General features: G+C 67.9%; 19 protein-coding genes. 14 read left to right on the top strand and 5 right to left on the bottom strand.

Features of this window, described 5'->3' with window-relative positions; all coding sequences use genetic code 11:
• Together VI056_01230 and VI056_01225 are read left to right on the top strand one after the other, a co-directional pair.
• The coding region (locus tag VI056_01230; GenBank protein ID HEY6201640.1) for an MFS transporter at positions 1 to 342 on the top strand (342 nt) is incomplete at its 5' end.
• 134 nt (positions 343 to 476) lie between these two features.
• The gene (locus VI056_01225) at positions 477 to 1,205 is read left to right on the top strand and encodes a hypothetical protein (GenBank protein HEY6201639.1); all 729 of its coding nucleotides are present in this window, start codon (positions 477 to 479) and stop codon (positions 1,203 to 1,205) included.
• Between the two features lie 79 nt (positions 1,206 to 1,284).
• Here the strand turns inward: VI056_01225 and VI056_01220 are convergent, their stop codons facing one another.
• Positions 1,285 to 2,757 carry a tetratricopeptide repeat protein gene (locus VI056_01220; protein ID HEY6201638.1) on the bottom strand — a complete coding sequence of 491 codons (1,473 nt, stop codon included), beginning with the start codon at positions 2,755 to 2,757 and terminating at the stop codon, positions 1,285 to 1,287.
• A gap of 121 nt (positions 2,758 to 2,878) precedes the next feature.
• Between VI056_01220 and VI056_01215 the strand changes: the two genes are divergently transcribed.
• The 10 genes from VI056_01215 to VI056_01170 are packed head-to-tail and all read left to right on the top strand — an operon-like array spanning position 2,879 to position 12,256.
• The gene (locus VI056_01215; protein ID HEY6201637.1) at positions 2,879 to 3,289 is read left to right on the top strand and encodes a hypothetical protein; all 411 of its coding nucleotides are present in this window, start codon (positions 2,879 to 2,881) and stop codon (positions 3,287 to 3,289) included.
• A 4-nt stretch (positions 3,290 to 3,293) separates the two neighbouring features.
• Positions 3,294 to 4,505, top strand: a complete 1,212-nt coding sequence (locus VI056_01210; GenBank protein HEY6201636.1) for a hypothetical protein — start codon at positions 3,294 to 3,296, stop codon at positions 4,503 to 4,505.
• Positions 4,502 to 5,632: a hypothetical protein gene (locus tag VI056_01205; GenBank protein ID HEY6201635.1), complete on the top strand. Its 1,131-nt coding sequence runs from the start codon at positions 4,502 to 4,504 to the stop codon at positions 5,630 to 5,632. Before VI056_01210 ends, VI056_01205 begins: the two co-directional genes overlap by 4 nt.
• Positions 5,629 to 6,780, top strand: a complete 1,152-nt coding sequence (locus VI056_01200; protein HEY6201634.1) for a hypothetical protein — start codon at positions 5,629 to 5,631, stop codon at positions 6,778 to 6,780. The genes VI056_01205 and VI056_01200 overlap by 4 nt, the downstream gene beginning before the upstream one ends.
• Before the next feature lie 5 nt (positions 6,781 to 6,785).
• Entirely contained in the window at positions 6,786 to 8,006 is a 1,221-nt protein-coding gene (locus VI056_01195; GenBank protein ID HEY6201633.1) for a hypothetical protein, read from the top strand.
• Positions 8,003 to 9,187, top strand: a complete 1,185-nt coding sequence (locus VI056_01190) for a hypothetical protein (GenBank protein ID HEY6201632.1) — start codon at positions 8,003 to 8,005, stop codon at positions 9,185 to 9,187. Before VI056_01195 ends, VI056_01190 begins: the two co-directional genes overlap by 4 nt.
• A gap of 46 nt (positions 9,188 to 9,233) precedes the next feature.
• Positions 9,234 to 10,838 (top strand): SpoIIE family protein phosphatase, encoded by a 1,605-nt coding sequence (locus tag VI056_01185; protein ID HEY6201631.1) that lies wholly within the window; start codon positions 9,234 to 9,236, stop codon positions 10,836 to 10,838.
• Positions 10,822 to 11,178 (top strand): STAS domain-containing protein, encoded by a 357-nt coding sequence (locus VI056_01180; protein HEY6201630.1) that lies wholly within the window; start codon positions 10,822 to 10,824, stop codon positions 11,176 to 11,178. The genes VI056_01185 and VI056_01180 overlap by 17 nt, the downstream gene beginning before the upstream one ends.
• On the top strand, positions 11,175 to 11,531 hold the full coding sequence (locus VI056_01175) for an STAS domain-containing protein (protein ID HEY6201629.1): 357 nt from the start codon (positions 11,175 to 11,177) through the stop codon (positions 11,529 to 11,531). The genes VI056_01180 and VI056_01175 overlap by 4 nt, the downstream gene beginning before the upstream one ends.
• Positions 11,528 to 12,256 carry a hypothetical protein gene (locus VI056_01170; protein ID HEY6201628.1) on the top strand — a complete coding sequence of 243 codons (729 nt, stop codon included), beginning with the start codon at positions 11,528 to 11,530 and terminating at the stop codon, positions 12,254 to 12,256. The genes VI056_01175 and VI056_01170 overlap by 4 nt, the downstream gene beginning before the upstream one ends.
• Positions 12,257 to 12,294: 38 nt before the next feature.
• Here VI056_01170 and VI056_01165 read toward each other — a convergent pair whose 3' ends face one another.
• Genes VI056_01165 through VI056_01150 form a run of 4 tightly spaced genes read right to left on the bottom strand, consistent with a single transcriptional unit; the run spans position 12,295 to position 15,078 of the window.
• Entirely contained in the window at positions 12,295 to 13,506 is a 1,212-nt protein-coding gene (locus tag VI056_01165; GenBank protein ID HEY6201627.1) for an aminoglycoside phosphotransferase family protein, read from the bottom strand.
• A 21-nt stretch (positions 13,507 to 13,527) separates the two neighbouring features.
• Positions 13,528 to 14,514 carry an ADP-ribosylglycohydrolase family protein gene (locus VI056_01160; GenBank protein ID HEY6201626.1) on the bottom strand — a complete coding sequence of 329 codons (987 nt, stop codon included), beginning with the start codon at positions 14,512 to 14,514 and terminating at the stop codon, positions 13,528 to 13,530.
• Positions 14,511 to 14,963 carry a MaoC family dehydratase gene (locus tag VI056_01155; GenBank protein HEY6201625.1) on the bottom strand — a complete coding sequence of 151 codons (453 nt, stop codon included), beginning with the start codon at positions 14,961 to 14,963 and terminating at the stop codon, positions 14,511 to 14,513. The genes VI056_01160 and VI056_01155 overlap by 4 nt, the downstream gene beginning before the upstream one ends.
• Positions 14,926 to 15,078, bottom strand: a complete 153-nt coding sequence (locus VI056_01150) for a hypothetical protein (GenBank protein ID HEY6201624.1) — start codon at positions 15,076 to 15,078, stop codon at positions 14,926 to 14,928. The genes VI056_01155 and VI056_01150 overlap by 38 nt, the downstream gene beginning before the upstream one ends.
• Before the next feature lie 35 nt (positions 15,079 to 15,113).
• On the opposite strand from VI056_01150, the gene VI056_01145 reads away from it, so the two are divergent.
• Both VI056_01145 and VI056_01140 read left to right on the top strand, forming a co-directional pair.
• Positions 15,114 to 17,312, top strand: coding sequence for an FdhF/YdeP family oxidoreductase (locus tag VI056_01145; GenBank protein ID HEY6201623.1), 2,199 nt, complete (start codon positions 15,114 to 15,116; stop codon positions 17,310 to 17,312).
• Positions 17,309 to 17,899, top strand: a complete 591-nt coding sequence (locus tag VI056_01140) for a molybdenum cofactor guanylyltransferase (GenBank protein ID HEY6201622.1) — start codon at positions 17,309 to 17,311, stop codon at positions 17,897 to 17,899. Before VI056_01145 ends, VI056_01140 begins: the two co-directional genes overlap by 4 nt.
• Positions 17,900 to 18,089 lie beyond the last annotated feature (190 nt).

The following is an 18,089-nucleotide window of genomic DNA, read 5'->3' as shown; positions in this document are numbered from 1 at the left end:
TGTGCCGCGCTCGCCGGCGCGGTGTTCGGCGCAGCGCCCGCGCTCGTGATCGCACTCGGGATCGTGTGGGGGATCGCCGTTGTCGCCGACTCGGCGCAGTTCTCGACGATGGTGACCGAGCTGTCGGATCAGTCGTACGTGGGGACCGCGCTCACCATGCAGATGGCGGTCGGTTTCCTCCTCACGGTCGCGACGATCTGGATCGTGCCTCTGGTGCGTGACGCGCTCGGATGGAACTGGGCGTTCCTCGTGCTGGTGCCCGGTCCGGCGCTCGGCGTGTTCGCGATGCTTCGTTTGCGCGCACGACCGGAGGCTGCGCTCATCGCCGGGGGCCGAGGCTAAGTAACAGCAAGGGAGCCGAGGTCGCTTGTCGTTTCACAACCGTTGTCTCGTGCACCTGTCATCTGGGCATTCGGTGGCGTTACAACTGTCGGCGGGGATATGTTCTCCGCGGTGGTGTGTTGAAAGGTGGCTCGATGAAGTTCCTCAAGGTCGTACTCGCATCGTTCGTACTCGCATCCTTCGCGATGATCCAGGGCTCGGCGGCCGTCGCTGCGTCCGGATACACGCTCTTTGGTGACGCGGCGCCGGTCCATCCCGGCAACGCGTCCGACACGGCGATCCAGCTTCGCTCGGATGCCGATCCGGGATGGGGCGGGATCGACTTCGACACGACAGCGGGCATGACCCTCAATCAGCTGCTGAATCTGTCGACCGACTACAAGTTCACTGACGCCAGTTGCGCTGGCGGTTCGCCGCGATTCCAGATCAACGTCGACGGGCACAACATCTTCGTGTACATCGGCCCCCCGCCGAACTACACGGGATGCGCCGCGAACGTCTGGCTCAACACGGGCGACCTGCTCGAGTCGGCGCTGTTCGTCGACACGAGTCAGCTTCCGGGCGGCACCTTCTATGACACGTGGGCCTCGGCCCTCGTGAAGTACGGGTCACACCAGGTCACGGGCATCCAGCTCGTCGCTGATGGCGGCTGGGCCGTTGCGGGCGGTGTCCAGACCGTTCTCGTGGACAACGTGATGATCAACACGACGACCTACACCTTCGAAGAAGTCGTCGCGAGCGACAAGAACAGGTGCAAGGACGGCGGTTGGGAAGACTTCACGTCATCCCCCGGACCGTTCAAGAACCAGGGCGACTGCGTGAGCTACTTCGCCACAGGTGGGAAGAACAAAGCGAGCGACTAGGGTCCGGCACCGCTCTATCGGATGAAGCCCCCGGGGAAACCGGGGGCTTCTTTTCGCCCGGCGGCGCATAAGCCCATCGTTACCATTCAACGAGCTTCCAGATCTCAGGTTCGCGTCCCACCGGTTCGCCGATCTCGGCGAAGAGCCTCACGGCGCGCTTGAGTTCGCGCATCGCTTCCTCTTCGCGCCCGGCGTGATGTAGCAGATCGGCCAGGTTGTTGTGGAGCGCGGCCTCGCGATGTCGATCGACGATCGCAGCCGAAGCGTCGAGCGCGGCTCGCGTCAACTCGATCGCGCGTTCGAGGTCGCCCGCGCGGCCATGTGCGAGCGCAAGGTTGTTCAAGGCAGCGACGCGCGCGGTCGCATCGTCTATTCGCTCCGCGATGGCGAGGCTCTGTTCGAGGTGGCGGCGCTCGCCCGTGAGGATCCCAAGGATGTTGTGCGCCTGCGCAAGTGCGTGGTCGTCTCGGGTGCGCTTGGCGAGAGTTAGCGCCTCTTCCGCGAGACGGACGGCCCGTGGTGTGTCCCCGCGGCGATGCGCCGCGAGGCTCCAGTCGCCCGTGATGCGCGCGCGCCGCCCCATGTTCTCCTCACCGCGCAGGGCCGCGCGATAGCGCTCCTCGGCTTGCTTCCAATCGCCGCGGCGATGATGGACATCCGCGAGCTTGTGCTCGATGGCCGGACGCATTGCTGGAGCAGCGTCGACGAGCGCGGCCTCGTAGCTCGCGATCGCCTTGTTGTATTCGCCGTGCTGCGTATACAGGTCGCCGACGCGCTCGTGGACGTTCGGCGCCGTCGGGCCGGGCTCGGGCTCCGCGTCGCCGCGCTCGATCGCCTCGCGCAGCGCGACCGTGTCGCGATGCGCTGCGATGCCGAGTTCGCGGTCCAGGACGCGCGCGCACTCGCGGTACTGACGCAGCGCCGCGGCGCGATCGCCCGATCGGGCATAGAGGCGCATGAGGGTGCGATGCGCCGCCTCGTTCAGCGGGTCGACGGACAGCCAGCGCCGCGCGTGCTCGATCGCGCGCGCTTTGTCGCGCTCCTCGTGGGCGAGGCGTTCCAAGACTCCCGCGAGCTCGCGTCGAAGCGACTCGGCCTCAGCGGCTTGCCATTCATCGAATTCGACGCTGTCGCGCAACGAGAATCCGGACAAGAGGTCGCCCGTGTACGCGTCGGCCGCTTCCGATAGGCGGCCCGCAGCGATCAGCGCATGGAAGCGGTGGACGTCGCAGTCGAGGCCCTCGCGCTCCAGCGTGACGCGCACCCCGTCGGTGACCAGATGTTCACCGCCGAGCACCGTGCGCAGCGTCGACAGCGTGCGTCGAAAGGCGCCGCGGGCTCGCTCTTCATCGGAGTCGGGCCACAGCAATGCTGCGAGCCGATCACGACCCTCGGCCCGACCCGTGACGGCAAGGTAGGCGAGTAGCGCAGTCGCCTTCCGCGTTTCAGGCTCGATGGGCTGGCCCGCACGCTCGATTCGGGGCGGGCCCAGCAGGCTGACGCGCAGCCGACCGGGTTTGGCTTGACGGCGTGGACTGGTCGAGCGTGACATGCGCGCGACACTGTGCGCGCGAGCGCGCGAGTGCAAGCCCCGTCAAACCGACTGGCGTAACGATTTCCGGACGGTCGCGCGCGACCATGCTGGAGGTCTGGAGGGGCACGAGGAGGGACACATGAACCGCAGCACGTTCATGACGGTCAGCGCGGCGGCGTCGCTCGCCTACGGCGTAGCAGGACTTATCGCGTCTTCGCAGCTCGCGGCGACCTACGGCGTAACGCTTGATGCGCAGAGCGAGATGGTCGTCAAGTTCCTGGCCGCGTCATATCTCGGCTACGCGGTCACTAACTGGCTCGCGCGGAGGACGACCGACGCGGTCGCGCGGAGCGCGATCGTGCTCGGCAACTTCAGTGGATGGGCGATCAGTTTGGCCGTAGCCCTGTACGGCATGTCAGTCATCGGCGCGCGGCCGTTCGGCTGGGCAACGATCGCGATCCAGCTGCTCTTCACCTCGGGCTGGGGCTATTACGCGTTCGTGCGCGGTGGCGCCCGTCGCCCGGCAGCGAAGCCGGCTGGGGTCGGCTAAGCCAATGAAGCCGACAGCCGTTCTCGCCGTCGCTGTCGCTCTCGTCGTCGCGGTGGCAAGCGTGGCGGACCTGCTGCTCATTGACTGGTTCGGGCCGCTCATCGTCCTTCCGTACGCGCTCGGGACCTTCGCATGGGTGGGACTGATCGTCGCGCTCCGCCGCCCCCGTCATCCGATCGGGTGGCTCTTCCTCGCGGCCGGGGCCTGTTTCGTGCTGAACCTGACGAGCCGCGCATACGCGTGGCGCGCTCTCGTCGATGCGCCCGGAACATTGCCGGGAGGCGAGCTGGCGCTCCTGCTGTGCACGATCCTCGCGCCTCTCGGGAACGGGGTTCTGCCTGTGTTGGCGCTGATCTTTCCCACCGGACGACCGCCATGGCGACACGGGGGCACGGCGCTCGTAGCCATGTTCGCCGGTGGGCTCGTCGCGTACGCACTGGCACGGGCGTTCGCCCCGACACCGCTCGTCGTGCCGTACGCGATAAGCGCACCACCCCCGCCTGATCAGCTGGTGCTCCTACCGAAGATCCCCAATCCGATCGGCATCAGCGGTCCTGCGGGCGATGCGCTGGCCGCGATCGTCCCAGCCCTCGATGGGATCCTGCTCCCCGTCGTCTTGGTGTGCGTCTTCGCCTTCGTGGTGCGGTTCGTTCGTTCGCGGGGTACCGAGCGACTTCAGATGAAGTGGTTCGTCTACGTGACGAGCCTGTCGCTCGCCTGCTTCGTAGGTGCGGGGACTCTGCATACCGGCACGCTCTCAGGCATCTTCTGGGTGCTCAGCGAAGTCTTCCTGGGGCTCGTCCCGGTAGCGGTCGGCATCGCGATACTTCGCTACCGCCTCTACGACATCGACGTCCTCATCAATCGGACGCTCGTCTACGGCGCGACGACCGCGACCCTCGTTGCCGTGTACACGCTCGCGGCGCTCGTCGCGCATGCGCTGCTCCGGCCGTTCACGCAAGGCAGCGAGCTCGCCGTCGCGGTCTCGACGCTCGCGGTGGCCGCGCTCATCCAGCCGGTTCGACGCCGGATCCAGTCAGCGGTCGATCAACGCTTCTATCGCTCGAGTTACGACGCCGCGCGTACGGTCGAGGCGCTCGCGCTGCGCATGCGCGACGAAGTCGACATCGATGCGCTTCGCCGGGAACTCGTGGCTGTGGCGCGGGACACGATGCAGCCGTCGCACGCGAGCGTGTGGCTGCGAGGTGGTCGGTGAGCCCCCGCGTCGCGCGACCGATAGGGATCGCGGCGGTCGCCGTGACCCTTGGCGCGCTCGCCATGTACCCGGTCCTGCTCGACGCGGTGCCGCCGGCGCAACAGCCGCCCGAGAGCGGCGGCAACCTCTTGACCCCAGCGATCCTCATCTTCGCCACGGTGGGCGCGTTGATCCTGTGGCATCGTCCCGGTCACGCCATCGGTTGGGTCTACGCCGCCACTGGAGTGGCTTTCGCCCTGTCAGGACCGCTGACCCTCTGGGCCGGATTCGACAACCTCGCGAGCGAAGGCACACCTCGTTTGACGATCGCGGGTTTCGCCGCCGCCGTCACGTACATCACCGGTCTCCTCCTTCCGCTCACCTACGGCCTCCTGCTGTTCCCCGATGGCCATCTGCCTTCGCCGCGCTGGAGGCCGGTCGCGTGGGCGGTCCCTGTGACGTACGTGTTGATGATCATCGGGGCGAGAGGGGGACCGGCGGCGATCGCGGGGTCGATCGGAGTCCTCGCGCTCGCGATCGCCTCGTTCGCCTCGCTGTTCAGGCGGTTCCGGCGGGCGAGCGGGACGCAGCGACAGCAGCTCAAGTGGGCGATCTCTGGGATCGGAGTGCTCGTCGTCAGCCTTGCTGCGCTCGTCGCGAGTTCGACCCTGGGCGTCAACGACGACCGACATGTCGCTCCGTTGCTGCTGTTCTTCGCGCTCGCCTTCTATCCGCTCTCGGTCGGCATAGCCATCCTCCGCCACCGCCTGTACGACATCGACGTCCTGATCAACCGCGCGCTCGTCTACGGCGCGACGACCGCCACGCTCGTCGCGACGTACGCGCTGGGCGTGCTCGCGGCCCACGCGCTGCTCCGCCCGTTCACGCAGGGCAACGAGCTGGCCGTCGCGGCCTCGACGCTGGCCGTCGCCGCGCTCGTTCAGCCGGTGCGTCGGCGCATCCAATCGGCGGTCGACCGGCGCTTCTACCGCTCGCGCTACGACGCCGAACGCACCGTCGATGCGCTCGCGGCGCGGATGCGCGACGAGGTCGACATCGAGGCTCTGCGCCGCGAGCTCGTGGCCGTCGCGCGCGACACCATGCACCCGACGCACGCGAGCGTGTGGCTGCGGGAGCGCGCGCGATGATCACCCTTATGTGGGTCGCCGTCCCGGTGACCGCAGCACTCGCAGCCTTGAGCGTCTGGCTGAGCGCGACGGGCTACGGCTCACACGACTTCGATCCCTTCACGGGCGTGCTCCTGCGCGGCTGGTGTCCGGTGATGGCATCACTGGGCCTACTCATCGCCGTGCGCCGACCTGCGAACCGTATCGGCGCTCTCCTGGTCGCGCTGGCTCTCGCCGGTTCCGTCGCGTCAGCTGCGGGCGACTCCTCGCACGCCCTCTCAGGATCCACCTGGAGCTCGGTTCTCGGAGTGATCGAGGACCTGGCATGGGTCGCTCTCGTCACGTCAATTGGACTATTGCTGATCTTCTTTCCGGATGGCCGTCTACCGTCGCCGCGATGGCGGCCGCTGGCTTGGGCGCTGATCGTGTATCCGCCGGTCACCACTGTCCTCGACCTGCTCGCGCCGACGACCATGCACGAGGGCCGGCTGGCACCGAATCCCTTCGGGGGCGTCGTTGGACCGATCGGAACCCTGGCGGAGATGCTGCTGCCGATCCTCGTGTTGCCCTTGGCAGCGCTTCTCGCGCTCGCTAGCACAGCCGCGATCATTGGGTTGCGACGATCGCACGGCATCGAACGACAACAGCTGAAGTGGTTCGCTTACGCGGCGCTGTTGCTCGGGGCCACCCTCATCCTCGATCTGTGGGATCCGCGGGGCCCCTGGAGCGTCCTCTTTAACATCGTGCCGCTGACATTCCCGGTCGTGATCACGGTCGCCATCCTCCGCCACCGCCTGTACGACATCGACGTACTGATCAACCGCACGCTCGTCTACGGCGCGACGACCGCGACCCTCGTCGCCACGTACGCGCTCGGCGTGCTCGCGGTCCACGCGCTGCTCCGTCCGTTCACACAGGGCAACGAGCTGGCCGTCGCGGCCTCGACGCTGGCCGTCGCTGCGCTCGTCCAGCCGGTGCGCCGGCGCATCCAATCGGCCGTCGATCGCCGCTTCTACCGCTCGCGCTACGACGCCGCGCGGATTGTCGATACGTTCGCGCTGCGCCTACGCGACGAGGTCGACCTCGATGCGCTGCGCGTGCAGCTCATCGTCGTCGCGCGCGACACGATGCAGCCTGCGCACGCCACTGTGTGGCTGAGAAGGCAGTGATGGTCATGACACGCACATCGCTCGCCTGGGCGCTCCTGGCAGCACAAGCGGTTCTCATGGTCGCCTTCGTCGGGTTCAGCGAGCACGCGCGTCCCGCGATCGAGCGGAGTGGCCTTCTGGGCGACCTGTCGGTCGCGGTTGTGATCCTCGCGTTCCCAGCCGTCGGCGTCCTGATCGTCATGCGCCGACAGGGCCATCCCGTCGGCTGGCTGTTCTGCTTCGCAAACGTCGGCTGGTCGGTTGTGAACGCAGCGGGCGCGTATGCACGGGACGCTGTCGTGGCCCATCCGGGAACGCTGGGCGTCGCCGACGTGGCGGTCTGGCTCTACGGCTGGCCGGGCCGGCTCAGCGTCGCCCCCATCGCGCTGCTGCTGCTCGTCTTTCCAGACGGGAGCTTCCTCTCAGGGCGCTGGCGTGCGGTGGGGCGCGCTGTCCTGGCGATCGCTGCGCTCGGTTCATTCGGGGCGGCATTCGCACCTGGTCCGATGGACGAGACCATCGGCTTCGCGGTGGACAATCCGTTCGCGATCCACGGCGCGCTGGGTGAGGGAATCAGTGTCGTCGCGGCCTTCAGCTTGGTCCTCTCTTTCATCCTCGTCGTCGCCGGCGCATTCGCGCTACTGCAGCGCTACGGCGAAGCTCCTGAAATCCAGCGACTCCAGATCAAGTGGTTCGTGTATGCGGCTGCGGTGGTCGCGACGATGCTCACCGCCCTGTTTGCCGCGGCGTCGTACTTCGGCTCGGTGGTGGTGCTGCCTGCGTGGGCCAGCGCCGTACCTGTGATCGCGCTCAACAGCGCGATCCTGCTGCCACTCGCGGCAGCCCTCGCCATCCTCCGCCACCGCCTGTACGACATCGACGTCCTGATCAACCGGACGCTCGTCTACGGCGCGACGACCGCCACGCTCGTCGCGACGTACGCGCTGGGCGTGCTCGCGGCCCACGCACTGCTCCGTCCGTTCACGCAGGGAAACGAGCTCGCGGTCGCCGCGTCGACGCTCGCCGTCGCGGCGCTCATCCAGCCCGTGCGCCGGCGCATACAATCGGCGGTCGACCGACGCTTCTACCGCTCGCGCTATGACGCAGCGCGTACCGTCGACACTTTCGCGCTGCGCCTGCGCGACGAGGTCGACCTCGACGCGCTGCGCGCGCAGCTCATCGTCGTCGCGCGCGACACCATGCAGCCTGCGCACGCGAGTGTGTGGCTGCGGGAACGACCCCGATGAAGAGCGGGATCGCGGCTGCGGCGATCGTCCTCATCAGCGCCGGCGGGACGGCAACCGGGCTAACCCTCAATGCGCTTACGCCCCAGGATCTGGTGCCCGCGGGTCTTCGCTTCGAGGACATCGCCGTCCATCTGCTTCTTCAGGCGTCGCTGACCTCTGTCGGCGCGTTGATCGTTTGGCGACGGACCGAGAACCGCATCGGTTGGTTCCTCTCTGCGGCCGCGGTCGTCTCTGCCGTCCTGTACCTCGTAAGCGGCTACACCGTGTACGGCCTGATCGGCCATGCGCCGGTGCCCCGCCCCGAGATCGCTGCGTGGGTGTTCACCTGGTTGGGCGGCTCGCTCGGCCTACTCATGGGGCTCACGGTGCTCGGCTTCCCCGACGGCCGGCTGCGTTCGCGCAGTGCGAGGTTCGGAGCGGCGCTGTCGCTGGTCGGCAGCGCCTTCGCGGTGGCCATGCTCGCGCTGCGGCCGGGGCCGCTCCTCAACGTCCCGTTCCTCGACAATCCCTTCGGTGTCGCGGCACTAGCCGAGTGGCAGGAGCTGCTCCTCGCCGTGCTGTTCACCGCGTTCGTGGTGGACATCGGGATCCTGGTCAGCTCGCTGTGGCAGCGCTTCCACAGCTCGACCGGCGACGAGCGGCAGAAGATGAAGTGGATGCTCGCCGCCGTGGGCATCGCCGGTGGCGGAGTACCGCTGATCGCCATTCCGTTTGTCTTCGTCAACTGGGATGTCGCGAAGGTCGTTTTCAGCGTCCTCATGAGCCTCGTACCGCTATCGATCGGCGTGGCCATCCTCCGGCATCGCCTTTACGACATCGACGTCCTCATCAATCGCACCCTGGTCTACGCCGCGACGACGGCGACGCTGCTCGGCCTGTATGCCGTGATGGTGCTAAGCGCGCTGGCGCTGCTCCGTCCGGTCACCCAAGGGAACGAGCTCGCGGTCGCGCTGTCGACGCTCGCGGTCGCGTCGCTCATCCAACCGGTCCGGAGGCGCATGCAGCACGCCGTCGATCGCCGCTTCTACCGCTCGCGCTACGACGCTGCTCTCACGCTCGACGTGTTCGGCACGCGTCTGCGCAACGAGGTCGACATCGACGCGCTCCGACGTGACCTCGTCGAGGTCGTCCGCGACACGATGGAACCCGCTCACGCGAGCGTCTGGCTGAGGCCGCAGTGAGCTCCGTAACGCTTCTTGGACGCGCGCGGCCTACAAGGAGGCGAAGATGTTGAGCCTGACGCGCACCCTGCGGTGGGTCCGCGGCAAGCGACCCGAGCCGTCGCAAGCGAGCGACACCACTCGGGTCGTCAGCCGTGCTGTGCGCTACACGCCCGAGGCCGAGCCGATCGACATCGCACCGAACGACCCGCTGCTCGCGTACCTCGCGAGCGCTCCGGGCCCGGTCGCGACGGGGGACCTCGACCTTGACTCGCCCGCGGTGAGCGAGCTCCGCCGCACCGGCGTGCGACTGATCGTGCCGCTCGTGAGCCAGGGCGAGCTCATCGGGATGCTGAACCTCGGGCCGCGCCTCTCCGATCAGGAGTACTCGCGCGACGACCGTGCGCTCCTCGACAAGCTCGCGACGCAGACCGCACCGGCGCTCCGCGTCGCCCAGCTCGTTCGCGAGCAGCAGGCCGAGATCCTCGTGCGGGAACAGCTCGAGCAGGAGATGCGGGTCGCGCAGCTGATCCAGCAACAATTCCTTCCGAAAGAGACGCCGCGGCTTCCGGGCTGGCAGGTCGCCGCGTTCTACCGCGCCGCCCGCCAGGTCGGCGGCGACTTCTACGACTTCATCGAGCTCCCGCAGCGGCAGGTCGGCCTGGTCATCGGCGACGTAACGGGACACGGTGTGCCGGCGGCCTTGGTCATGGCCACCACGCGCAGTTTCCTGCGCGCCGACGCACCTCGCCTCGTCTCGCCGGGTGGCGTGCTCGCGCGAGTGAACGACCTGCTGCACGGCGACATTCCGCCGAACATGTTCGTGACCTGCCTGTTCGCCGTCCTCGATCCCGCTACGGGACGGATCCGTTACGCGAATGCCGGTCACGACCTCCCGTATGTCCGCACCGCGCAAGGCGTCGTCGAGCTGCGCGCCACCGGCATGCCGCTCGGCCTTATGGCCGGCATGACCTACGAGGAGAAGGAGGCCGTGGTCGGCCCTGGCGAGAGCCTGCTCCTCCACAGCGATGGTCTCGCCGAAGCCCACAGCCGCGACCGTGAGATGTTCGGCTTCCCACGTCTTCGCCGGCTTGTCGCAGAGAACCCCGGCGGTCAAGCGCTCATCGACGTTCTACTGACGACGCTGCAGCGCTTCACGGGTCCAGCGTGGGAGCAGGAGGACGACATCACTCTCGTCACCCTCACCCGGTCCGCGGGTGTTATTGAGGACGCGGTCGTCGACGATTTCTCCGTCGCGAGCGTGCAGGGCAACGAGCGTCTCGCGATGGACCGCGTCGCGGCGACCGCCGGTGCGCTCGGGCTGGGCCCCAAGCGTCTCGAGCGCCTCAAGACGGCTGTCGCGGAAGCCACGATGAACGCCATCGAGCATGGCAACCAGAGTCGCGCCGAGCTGCCGGTAAAGGTCCGCGTCGCGATGGCGGACGGCGAGCTGCGCGTGAGCATCACCGACCAGGGCGGGGGACGTGAGATCCCCCCAGCGGCCACGCCGGATCTCGAGGCGAAGCTCGCCGGCCTGCAGAAGCCCCGCGGCTGGGGCCTCTTCCTGATCAAGAACATGGTCGACGACATGCGCGTGAGCAGCGATGACCGTCACCACACCGTCGAGCTCGTGGTGAAGATGAAGGAGGCGACCGATGGCGCTGACCAGTGACCGGGCGAGAGTGCGCCGGCGCGGCGCGGTCTCGGTGATCGACCTGCCGGCGCAGATCGACATCTCGGCCGAGGCGACGCTGAACGACGCGTACGCGGACGCGGAGCGCGCCTCGAACACGATCCTCTTGAACTTCGCAGGCGTCGACTACATCAACAGCCAGGGCATCGCGCTCATCGTCGGGCTGCTGGCGCGGGCGCGGAAAGACAAGCGCGCGATCGAGGCCTGCGCCCTGTCGGATCACTACCGCGAGATCTTCGAGGTCACGCGCCTATCCGACTTCATGAAGCTCTTCGAAAGCGAGGACACCGCGTTCGCGCGAGAGGGAGGTCCGAGATGACACAGAGCACGACAGTGATGGGCGTGAGGCGCATCGACGATCGGACCAGCATCGTCGATATCCGTGGCGACATCACGGCCCAGTCCGAGGGGCCGCTGATGGAGGCGTACAACCAGGCGTCGGGCGAGCGGACGCGCGTGGTGATCCTGAACTTTGGTGGGCTCGACTACATGAACAGTGGCGGGATCGGCCTGCTGGTGACGCTGCTGGTGCGCGCGAACCGCCTGAAGCAGCGGCTCACGGCCTGCGGCCTCAACGAGCATTACCGGCAGATCTTCGAGCTCACGCGCCTCGACGAAGCGATCGCCATCTACGTCGCTGAGGATCAGGCGCTCGTGGCCGCGCGGTCGTGAACGCTCAGCCCGGCGGCAATCGCCGCTCGACCGATCACTGGGCCGCCACGGTCCGCACCCTGAATGTGGGCGCGGTCGCGGAAGGCGCGCTGAACGCGAACGTTCAGGGTCGCCGGCCGTCCGGAGCGCTCCAGGGATTCGGCCAGCTCTGGCAGAAGACCTTCCGGACGCGTCTCCACGATGCGGACCTGGGTCCCGCGGACGTGATCCGCGTGTGGAAAGCCGAGTTCAGTACCTTCTGGCCGCGCGGCCTGGGAGTGCCGCGCATGTTCGCGCCGCTCACGGGGATCGCGCCGGGCGAGGTCGGCGTGATCAACATCGACGTGCCCGGTGGCGTCGTGCTGTCGACCGGCGTGCTCGTGATCTACGCCGACGACGAGTCGTTCACGTTCATGACGCCTGAGGGGCACATGTTCGCGGGCTGGATCACATTCAACGCAGCCCAAGAAAACGCGGATATCCTCCTGCAGATCCAGGTGCTGATCCGTGCGTACGATCCGCTCACGGAGCTCGCGATGATGTTCGGGGGCGGGCGTCGCGAGGAGCGATTCTGGGAACGAACGCTGCAGGCGGTCGCTGGGCGGTTCGGTCTGCCCGATGCTGTTGTCGAGAGCGAGATCAGCCGCGTTGACGGTCGTCGTCAGTGGTCGCGCGTGGGGAACATCTTTCGCAGCTCGAACTTCCGCCCGCGGGTCCGGTGGCTGCGAAACACACGGCGCTCGTAAGCGTCGAGGGCTCATCGGCGCATGCATCGGCGCGCTACCTACGAGGGTCGCTCCTCGATCGCGAGCCGTGCTGCCACGCGCAGCTGCGCCGCGACATCGTCTTCGTGGTAAATCTGTTCCGTCCGCTCGATACCGTCGAGGAAGACCTGGTAGATCACGGCCAACCTGACGGCGGCAATCGGCGCAATGAGCGCAACGGCTCGCGCCGCATCGCTGCCCGGAGCCTTGAGGGTCCACTGCTCGATCCAGCGAGCTCGAGCGGCCGGACGGTGTTCGGCGGCAAGGTTGCGGTCAAAGGCCGGCAGATCGAATAACGGGTTGCCGATGCCGCAGTCGCCCCAGTCGAAGATGACGGGCCCCGCGTCGGTCCAGCGCACGTTGCCGGTGTGGAAGTCGCCGTGGACGAAGGTGTCCGGAATGCCGCACTCGGCCAGCGCGCTGAAACGATCATCGAGACTCGCGACGAGCCGGTCGAGGATGCGCCGCTGGTCGGTGTCGAGTCCAACGCCTCCGCGCTCCACCACGTCGGCGGCCGCGAGGGCGAACGGTGCCGCGCGCCAATCGGGTGCGCCAGCCGCGAGTAGCTCGCCGATCCGATCGAGGGTCCCCGCCTGGAGCTCGACGAGCGCGTCGATCATCGCCGCATGGCGCTCGGGCGGTGCCCGAAACTGAACTTCGCCGGGCACGTCTTCGAGGAGCGTGCGACCGAGATCGTCGAAGGCCACGAGCGGTGGCAGCGTCGGAGCCGCCAGCGCATGGATCACCGCTCCCTCGTGCGCGAAGAACGGGGGGACCGCCTTGAACCACACGTCACCGTCGGACGTCGGAAGACGCCAGATGCTCGAGAGGTTCCAGGTCTTCATCTGTATGGCGGGCCGCAGTCGTGGGCGACCAACGGCGATCAGCTGCTCGTCCGCCCACGCCAGGTCATGTGCTGGTCCGCCGGGCCGCGCCCAACGTGCCCGCAACGGGTCGTCAGGTAATGGGCTTGTCCATGGTCTCGTTGCCGCGGGCAGAACACCGTTGAACTCCGCGGTGTAGGTCACCTTGCCGCCCATCCCGCCTCGCGGCGTCGCGGGCTGGGCATCGAGAAGACGGAGGATCGTGACGTCGACGCCGTAGATAGCGCGGCACGCCTCAACGACGTCGGCCACGTCCGGCCACCACCGCGTGCCGACGGTGAAGCTCGGCAGTGCGCCAACGGTCGTGTCATCTGACCGCACGAGCACGAGAGTGACTTCGCGGTCCATGCGACTCTCCACGAGGCCTACTCAGCAACCGAAGATTTGCGGGTGATACGTCGTCGACCAGACCGCAGGACCGCTCGGTTTGCAGTCAAGCACCGTCTTCCGCCACGCGCTCGGGATCCCTTCGGTGCCGACACGACTACCGATCAGGGCTCCGACGATCGCCGCGTTCGTATCCGCATCTCCGCCCCGGTTCGTCGCGTCGAGGACAGCATCACGGAACGTCAGCCGATGAAGGAGCTCCCAGAACGCCAGCCGAAACGCGACGCGGACGAAGCCTTGATGCCTGTGGAGGTGAAGCTCGGACGTGTAGAGCTCCGGGTCGTTCTGCGTTGCCGCGCGAAGATCGGCCTGCAACGCGGCGACCGCCAAGTCCAACTCGTCGTCGTACTGTCCGCCCAGAAGCTCCGCAGCGACCGGCAGCTCGTCCCATGCGGCCTGCCACAGCACCGTCGGGTCGGCCGCGCCCAGGACACCCGCCGCGACGGCGGCGTTGAAAGCGGCGCAGGCGAGGCGGCAGCGAGGATCAAAGTGCGTGATCGCGGAGTCGTCGAGTGCCGCGATCCGCCGCTCGTGCTCCGACGCGGCGAGGAAGGCTCCGATCGGCGCGGTCCGCATCAGTGAACCGTTCCCGGCAGCCTGAGATCCAGACTTGAGCCACACGATCCTGCCTGCCTCCAACGGAGCCTCGCCTTTCGCGACGACCGAGAGCGAGCTGCGCGTTTGCGCACCGATGTCGAACGCCACCTCGGACCATCTGACGTAGCGCGCGGCCACGTCGCTCGCGTCGAAGTGACCGAGTGTCGACAGGCTTCCGTAGAGGCAGCAGGCCATCTGCGTGTCATCCGTGACCTGGCCGGCTCTCAAGCCGAACGGTCCGCCGCCGACGATCTCGGTCAGATGCTCGGTGGCGAGCTCGGGAAAGGGCGGCGCGGCCAGCTTCTCGAATTCATTCGTGGTGCCCAGCGCGTCACCGATGGCGAGGCCCAGGAGCGCTCCGCAGCCCCTCAACCCTGCGTCCGCATGACGTAGACGACGCACTCGCCCTCGAGCACCGAGACCCCGTCTTGCCGCGTGACCTTGACCGCCACGGTGTAGACGGGCTTGTCCTCGCGCGCCTTCAGTACGACGAGGTCGGCGGTGATCGTGTCGCCGGGATGCACCGGCGCGGTGTATTTCAGGTGCTGCTCCATGAAGACGCTGCCCGGTCCCGGCACGTCCTCCGCCACGAGCGCGTTCAGGATCGCGCTGGTCACGCCGCCGTGGACGACCCGCCGGCCGAACTTCGTCTTGCGCGCGAAGTCCTCGTCGAAATGGAGCGGGTTGCGGTCACCGGAGAGCCGCGCGAACAGCTCGATCTGCTCGTCGGTCACGAGCATCGAGCGTCGCGCCGTGTCGCCGACCTTGATGTCTACGCGGGGCCTACTTCTCCTTCTTGCTCCGTCGCTTGATGTCGGCACCCTGCGCGCGCTTATAGGTCTGGATGTCCTTGAAGCGGCCCTTCGCGTCGCGGACGGCATAGAGCTTGGTTCCGGTGCTCGAGCGGTGAGTGGTCCGATGCGCCTTGCCTGCCATGCGGGTCACCTCCCTGTCGCTGGCAGACTAGCGCAATGAAGCCGCGCCTCTGGGCCGGCCTCGCGCCGTTCGGCGTCGGACGCACGAAGCCGCACCACTATCTTGAGATGGCGCGCGCGGCGTGGGAGAACCGCCACGCGCCGCTCTACGCCTGGCGGATCCTCTCGCGGGGCGTGTGCGACGGCTGCGCGCTGGGCGTCAGCGGCTTCCGCGACTGGACGATCGAGGGCATCCATCTCTGCACGACACGCCTCTCGCTCCTCTCGCTCAACACGATGCGCGCGATGGATCCCGACGCGCTCGCCGACGTCGCCGCGCTACGAAAGCGGAGCGGCGCCGAGCTGCGGGGGCTCGGCCGCCTCGCATACCCGATGCTCCGCCGCCGCGGCGAGCCCGGCTTCCGCCGCGTCTCGTGGGACATCGCGCTCGACCTCGTCGCGGCGCGAGTGCGCGCGAGCAAGCCGGACCGCATCGGCTTCTACCTCACGGCTCGCGGGATCACGAACGAGGTCTATTACGTCGCGCAGAAGGTCGCGCGCTTCCTCGGCACGAACAACATCGACAACGCCGCGCGGATCTGCCACGCGCCCTCGACCGGCGCGCTGAAGCGCACGATCGGCGTCGCCGCGACGACCTGCTCGTACACCGATGTGCTCAAGGCGGATCTCGTCGTCCTCGTCGGCTCGGATGTCGCGAACGCGCAGCCCGTGTTCATGAAGTACCTCGACATCGCGCGCCGACGTGGAACCAAGGTCGCGGTCATCAATCCGCTGCGCGAGCCCGGCCTCGAGCGCTACTGGGTGCCGTCGTCACCGGAGAGCGCGTTATTCGGGACGAAGATCACCGACGAGTTCTTCGCACCGCACACCGGCGGCGACGTCGCGTTCCTCAACGGCGTGCTCAAGGTGCTCATCGAGGAAAACGGCATCGACGAGAGCTTCGTCCGCGACCACACGACCGGCTTCGACGAGCTGCGCCGTTCTCTCGCGCGCACGTCGTTCGCGGACTATGCCCGCTGGAGCGGCGCGTCGCTCGCTGACATGCGGCGCTTCGCGAAGATGTACGCGAAGGCGGATGCGACGGTGTTCGTCTGGTCGATGGGCATGACGCAGCACTCTTGCGGCACCGACAACGTCCTCGCGCTCATCAACGTCGCACTCGCGCGCGGCAATGTCGGGCGGCCCGGCGCCGGGTTGATGCCGGTGCGCGGACACTCCGGCGTACAGGGCGGTGCGGAGATGGGCGCGTACGCGACGGTCTTCCCGGGCGGCGTGTCGATAACGGCCGAGTCAGCGCGCGAGCTCGAGCGCGCGTACGGCTTCCCGATCCGGAGCGAGCGCGGGCTATCGGCGGCGGAAATGGTCGAAGCCGGCGGCCGCGGTGCGATCGATGTCCTCTATTCGAGTGGCGGCAACTTCCTCGAGACGCTGCCCGACCCCGACGCCGTCCGCAGCGCGCTCGAGCGCGTGCCGCTTCGCGTGCACCAGGACATCGTCGTCTCGTCACAGATGCTCGTCGACGGCGAGGACGTCGTGCTGCTCCCAGCGATGACCCGCTACGAGCAGCCCGGCGGCGGCACCGAGACGACGACCGAGCGGCGCGTCCTCTTCAGCCCGGAGATACCGGGACCGCGCGTCGGCGAGGCGCGCGCGGAGTGGGAGATCTTCGTCGACCTTGCGCGCCGCGTCGATCCGCAGAATGCACGCATGGTCACGTTCTCGACCGCGCAGCAGATCCGCGACGAGATCGCGCGCGTCGTCCGCGTCTACGACGGCATCCAGCACTTCACGAGGAGCGGCGACCAGTTCCAGTGGGGTGGGGAACGCCTCTGCGACGGCTGGCGCTTCCCGACGCCGGACGGCCGCGCGCGCTTCATCCCGGTCGCGCCGCAGGAGCTGGCGGTCGCCGACGGGCGCTTCTTTCTATCGACGCGCCGCGGCAAGCAGTTCAACACGATGGTGTTCAAGGAGCGCGACCCGCTGACGGGTGCCGGGCGCGACGCGCTGTTCATGTCCAGCGACGACGTTGGCGAGCTCGGTCTCCGCGATGGGGATGCCGTGAGCGTGCGATCGGAAACGGGCGAGGTGGCTGCGCGCGTGCATGTCGCGCCGATCCGGCCTCGCAATGTCCAGATGTTCTTCCCCGAGGCGAACCCGCTCATCGCGGCCGGTCGTCGCGACGAGGTCGCGCTCGTGCCCGACTACAACGCCGTGGTCGAGGTGCGCCGCGCGTGAGTGAGGTCACCGGTGTCCTGCTCGCGGGCGGCAGCTCGCGGCGCTTCCCGCCGAACAAGCTCCTCCACACCTATGAAGGCGGGCCGCTCTTCTGGCGCCCGCTTCGCGCGCTCGCGACCGCGTGCGGCGAGATCGTCCTCGTGCTCGCGACCGGCGCGGCCGAGCCGCAGCTGCCGTTGCTCGGGACATCCGTCCGCGTCGTCCGCGATCCCGCCGCGGATCAAGGTCCGCTCGTCGCCCTGGCCTCGGCTCTTAAAGGAGTGACGACCGAGTGGGCACTGCTCGTCGGTGGCGACATGCCCGATATCAAACCCGCCCTGCTGCGCGCGATGTCCGAGCGCGCGCGTGCGAGCACGGCCGACGTGGTCGCGCTCGCCGATAAGGACGAGGCATGGCCGATGCCCGCGCTCTTCCGCGTCTCCGCGGCCCGCGCCGCCGCAGCGCGTCTCGTCGAGGACGGCGAGCGCCGCCTCCGCGCGATCGTGAGCGAGCTGAACACCGAACGGCTCGATGAGCAGTGGTGGGCGCAGCACGATCCCGCAGGGTCGTGGCGACGCGACATCGACCGTCCCACCGATATCCGGTAACCTCTCGCGCCGTGGAAGGGCTGTACCAATGGATCGTGCTCCTGCACGTCATCGCCGCGTTCACGTTCGCGCTCGCTCACGGCGTCTCGGCCGGCGTGGCGCTGAAGCTCCGCGGCGAACGCGAGATTTCGCGGGTGCAGGCGCTGCTCGACCTCTCCCAGATGTCGACCAACGGCATGTATGTCTCGAT

It is taken from the genome of Candidatus Limnocylindria bacterium (assembly GCA_036523395.1).
Taxonomy (GTDB): domain Bacteria; phylum Chloroflexota; class Limnocylindria; order P2-11E; family P2-11E; genus CF-39.
The sequence above is the reverse complement of the archived record's forward strand: the minus strand, read 5'-3'. Positions and strand labels throughout refer to the sequence as shown.

Excerpts from the sequence above, each read along its gene's own strand:
- VI056_01225 (HEY6201639.1), top strand. The coding sequence starts at position 477 with ATGAAGTTCCTCAAGGTCGTACTCGCATCGTTCGTACTCGCATCCTTC.
- VI056_01190 (HEY6201632.1), top strand. The coding sequence starts at position 8,003 with ATGAAGAGCGGGATCGCGGCTGCGGCGATCGTCCTCATCAGCGCCGGC.
- VI056_01220 (HEY6201638.1), bottom strand. The coding sequence starts at position 2,757 with ATGTCACGCTCGACCAGTCCACGCCGTCAAGCCAAACCCGGTCGGCTG.
- VI056_01210 (HEY6201636.1), top strand. The coding sequence starts at position 3,294 with ATGAAGCCGACAGCCGTTCTCGCCGTCGCTGTCGCTCTCGTCGTCGCG.
- VI056_01200 (HEY6201634.1), top strand. The coding sequence starts at position 5,629 with ATGATCACCCTTATGTGGGTCGCCGTCCCGGTGACCGCAGCACTCGCA.
- VI056_01195 (HEY6201633.1), top strand. The coding sequence starts at position 6,786 with ATGACACGCACATCGCTCGCCTGGGCGCTCCTGGCAGCACAAGCGGTT.
- VI056_01145 (HEY6201623.1), top strand. The coding sequence starts at position 15,114 with ATGAAGCCGCGCCTCTGGGCCGGCCTCGCGCCGTTCGGCGTCGGACGC.
- VI056_01185 (HEY6201631.1), top strand. The coding sequence starts at position 9,234 with ATGTTGAGCCTGACGCGCACCCTGCGGTGGGTCCGCGGCAAGCGACCC.
- VI056_01165 (HEY6201627.1), bottom strand. The coding sequence starts at position 13,506 with ATGGACCGCGAAGTCACTCTCGTGCTCGTGCGGTCAGATGACACGACC.
- VI056_01180 (HEY6201630.1), top strand. The coding sequence starts at position 10,822 with ATGGCGCTGACCAGTGACCGGGCGAGAGTGCGCCGGCGCGGCGCGGTC.
- VI056_01175 (HEY6201629.1), top strand. The coding sequence starts at position 11,175 with ATGACACAGAGCACGACAGTGATGGGCGTGAGGCGCATCGACGATCGG.
- VI056_01215 (HEY6201637.1), top strand. The coding sequence starts at position 2,879 with ATGAACCGCAGCACGTTCATGACGGTCAGCGCGGCGGCGTCGCTCGCC.
- VI056_01150 (HEY6201624.1), bottom strand. The coding sequence starts at position 15,078 with ATGGCAGGCAAGGCGCATCGGACCACTCACCGCTCGAGCACCGGAACC.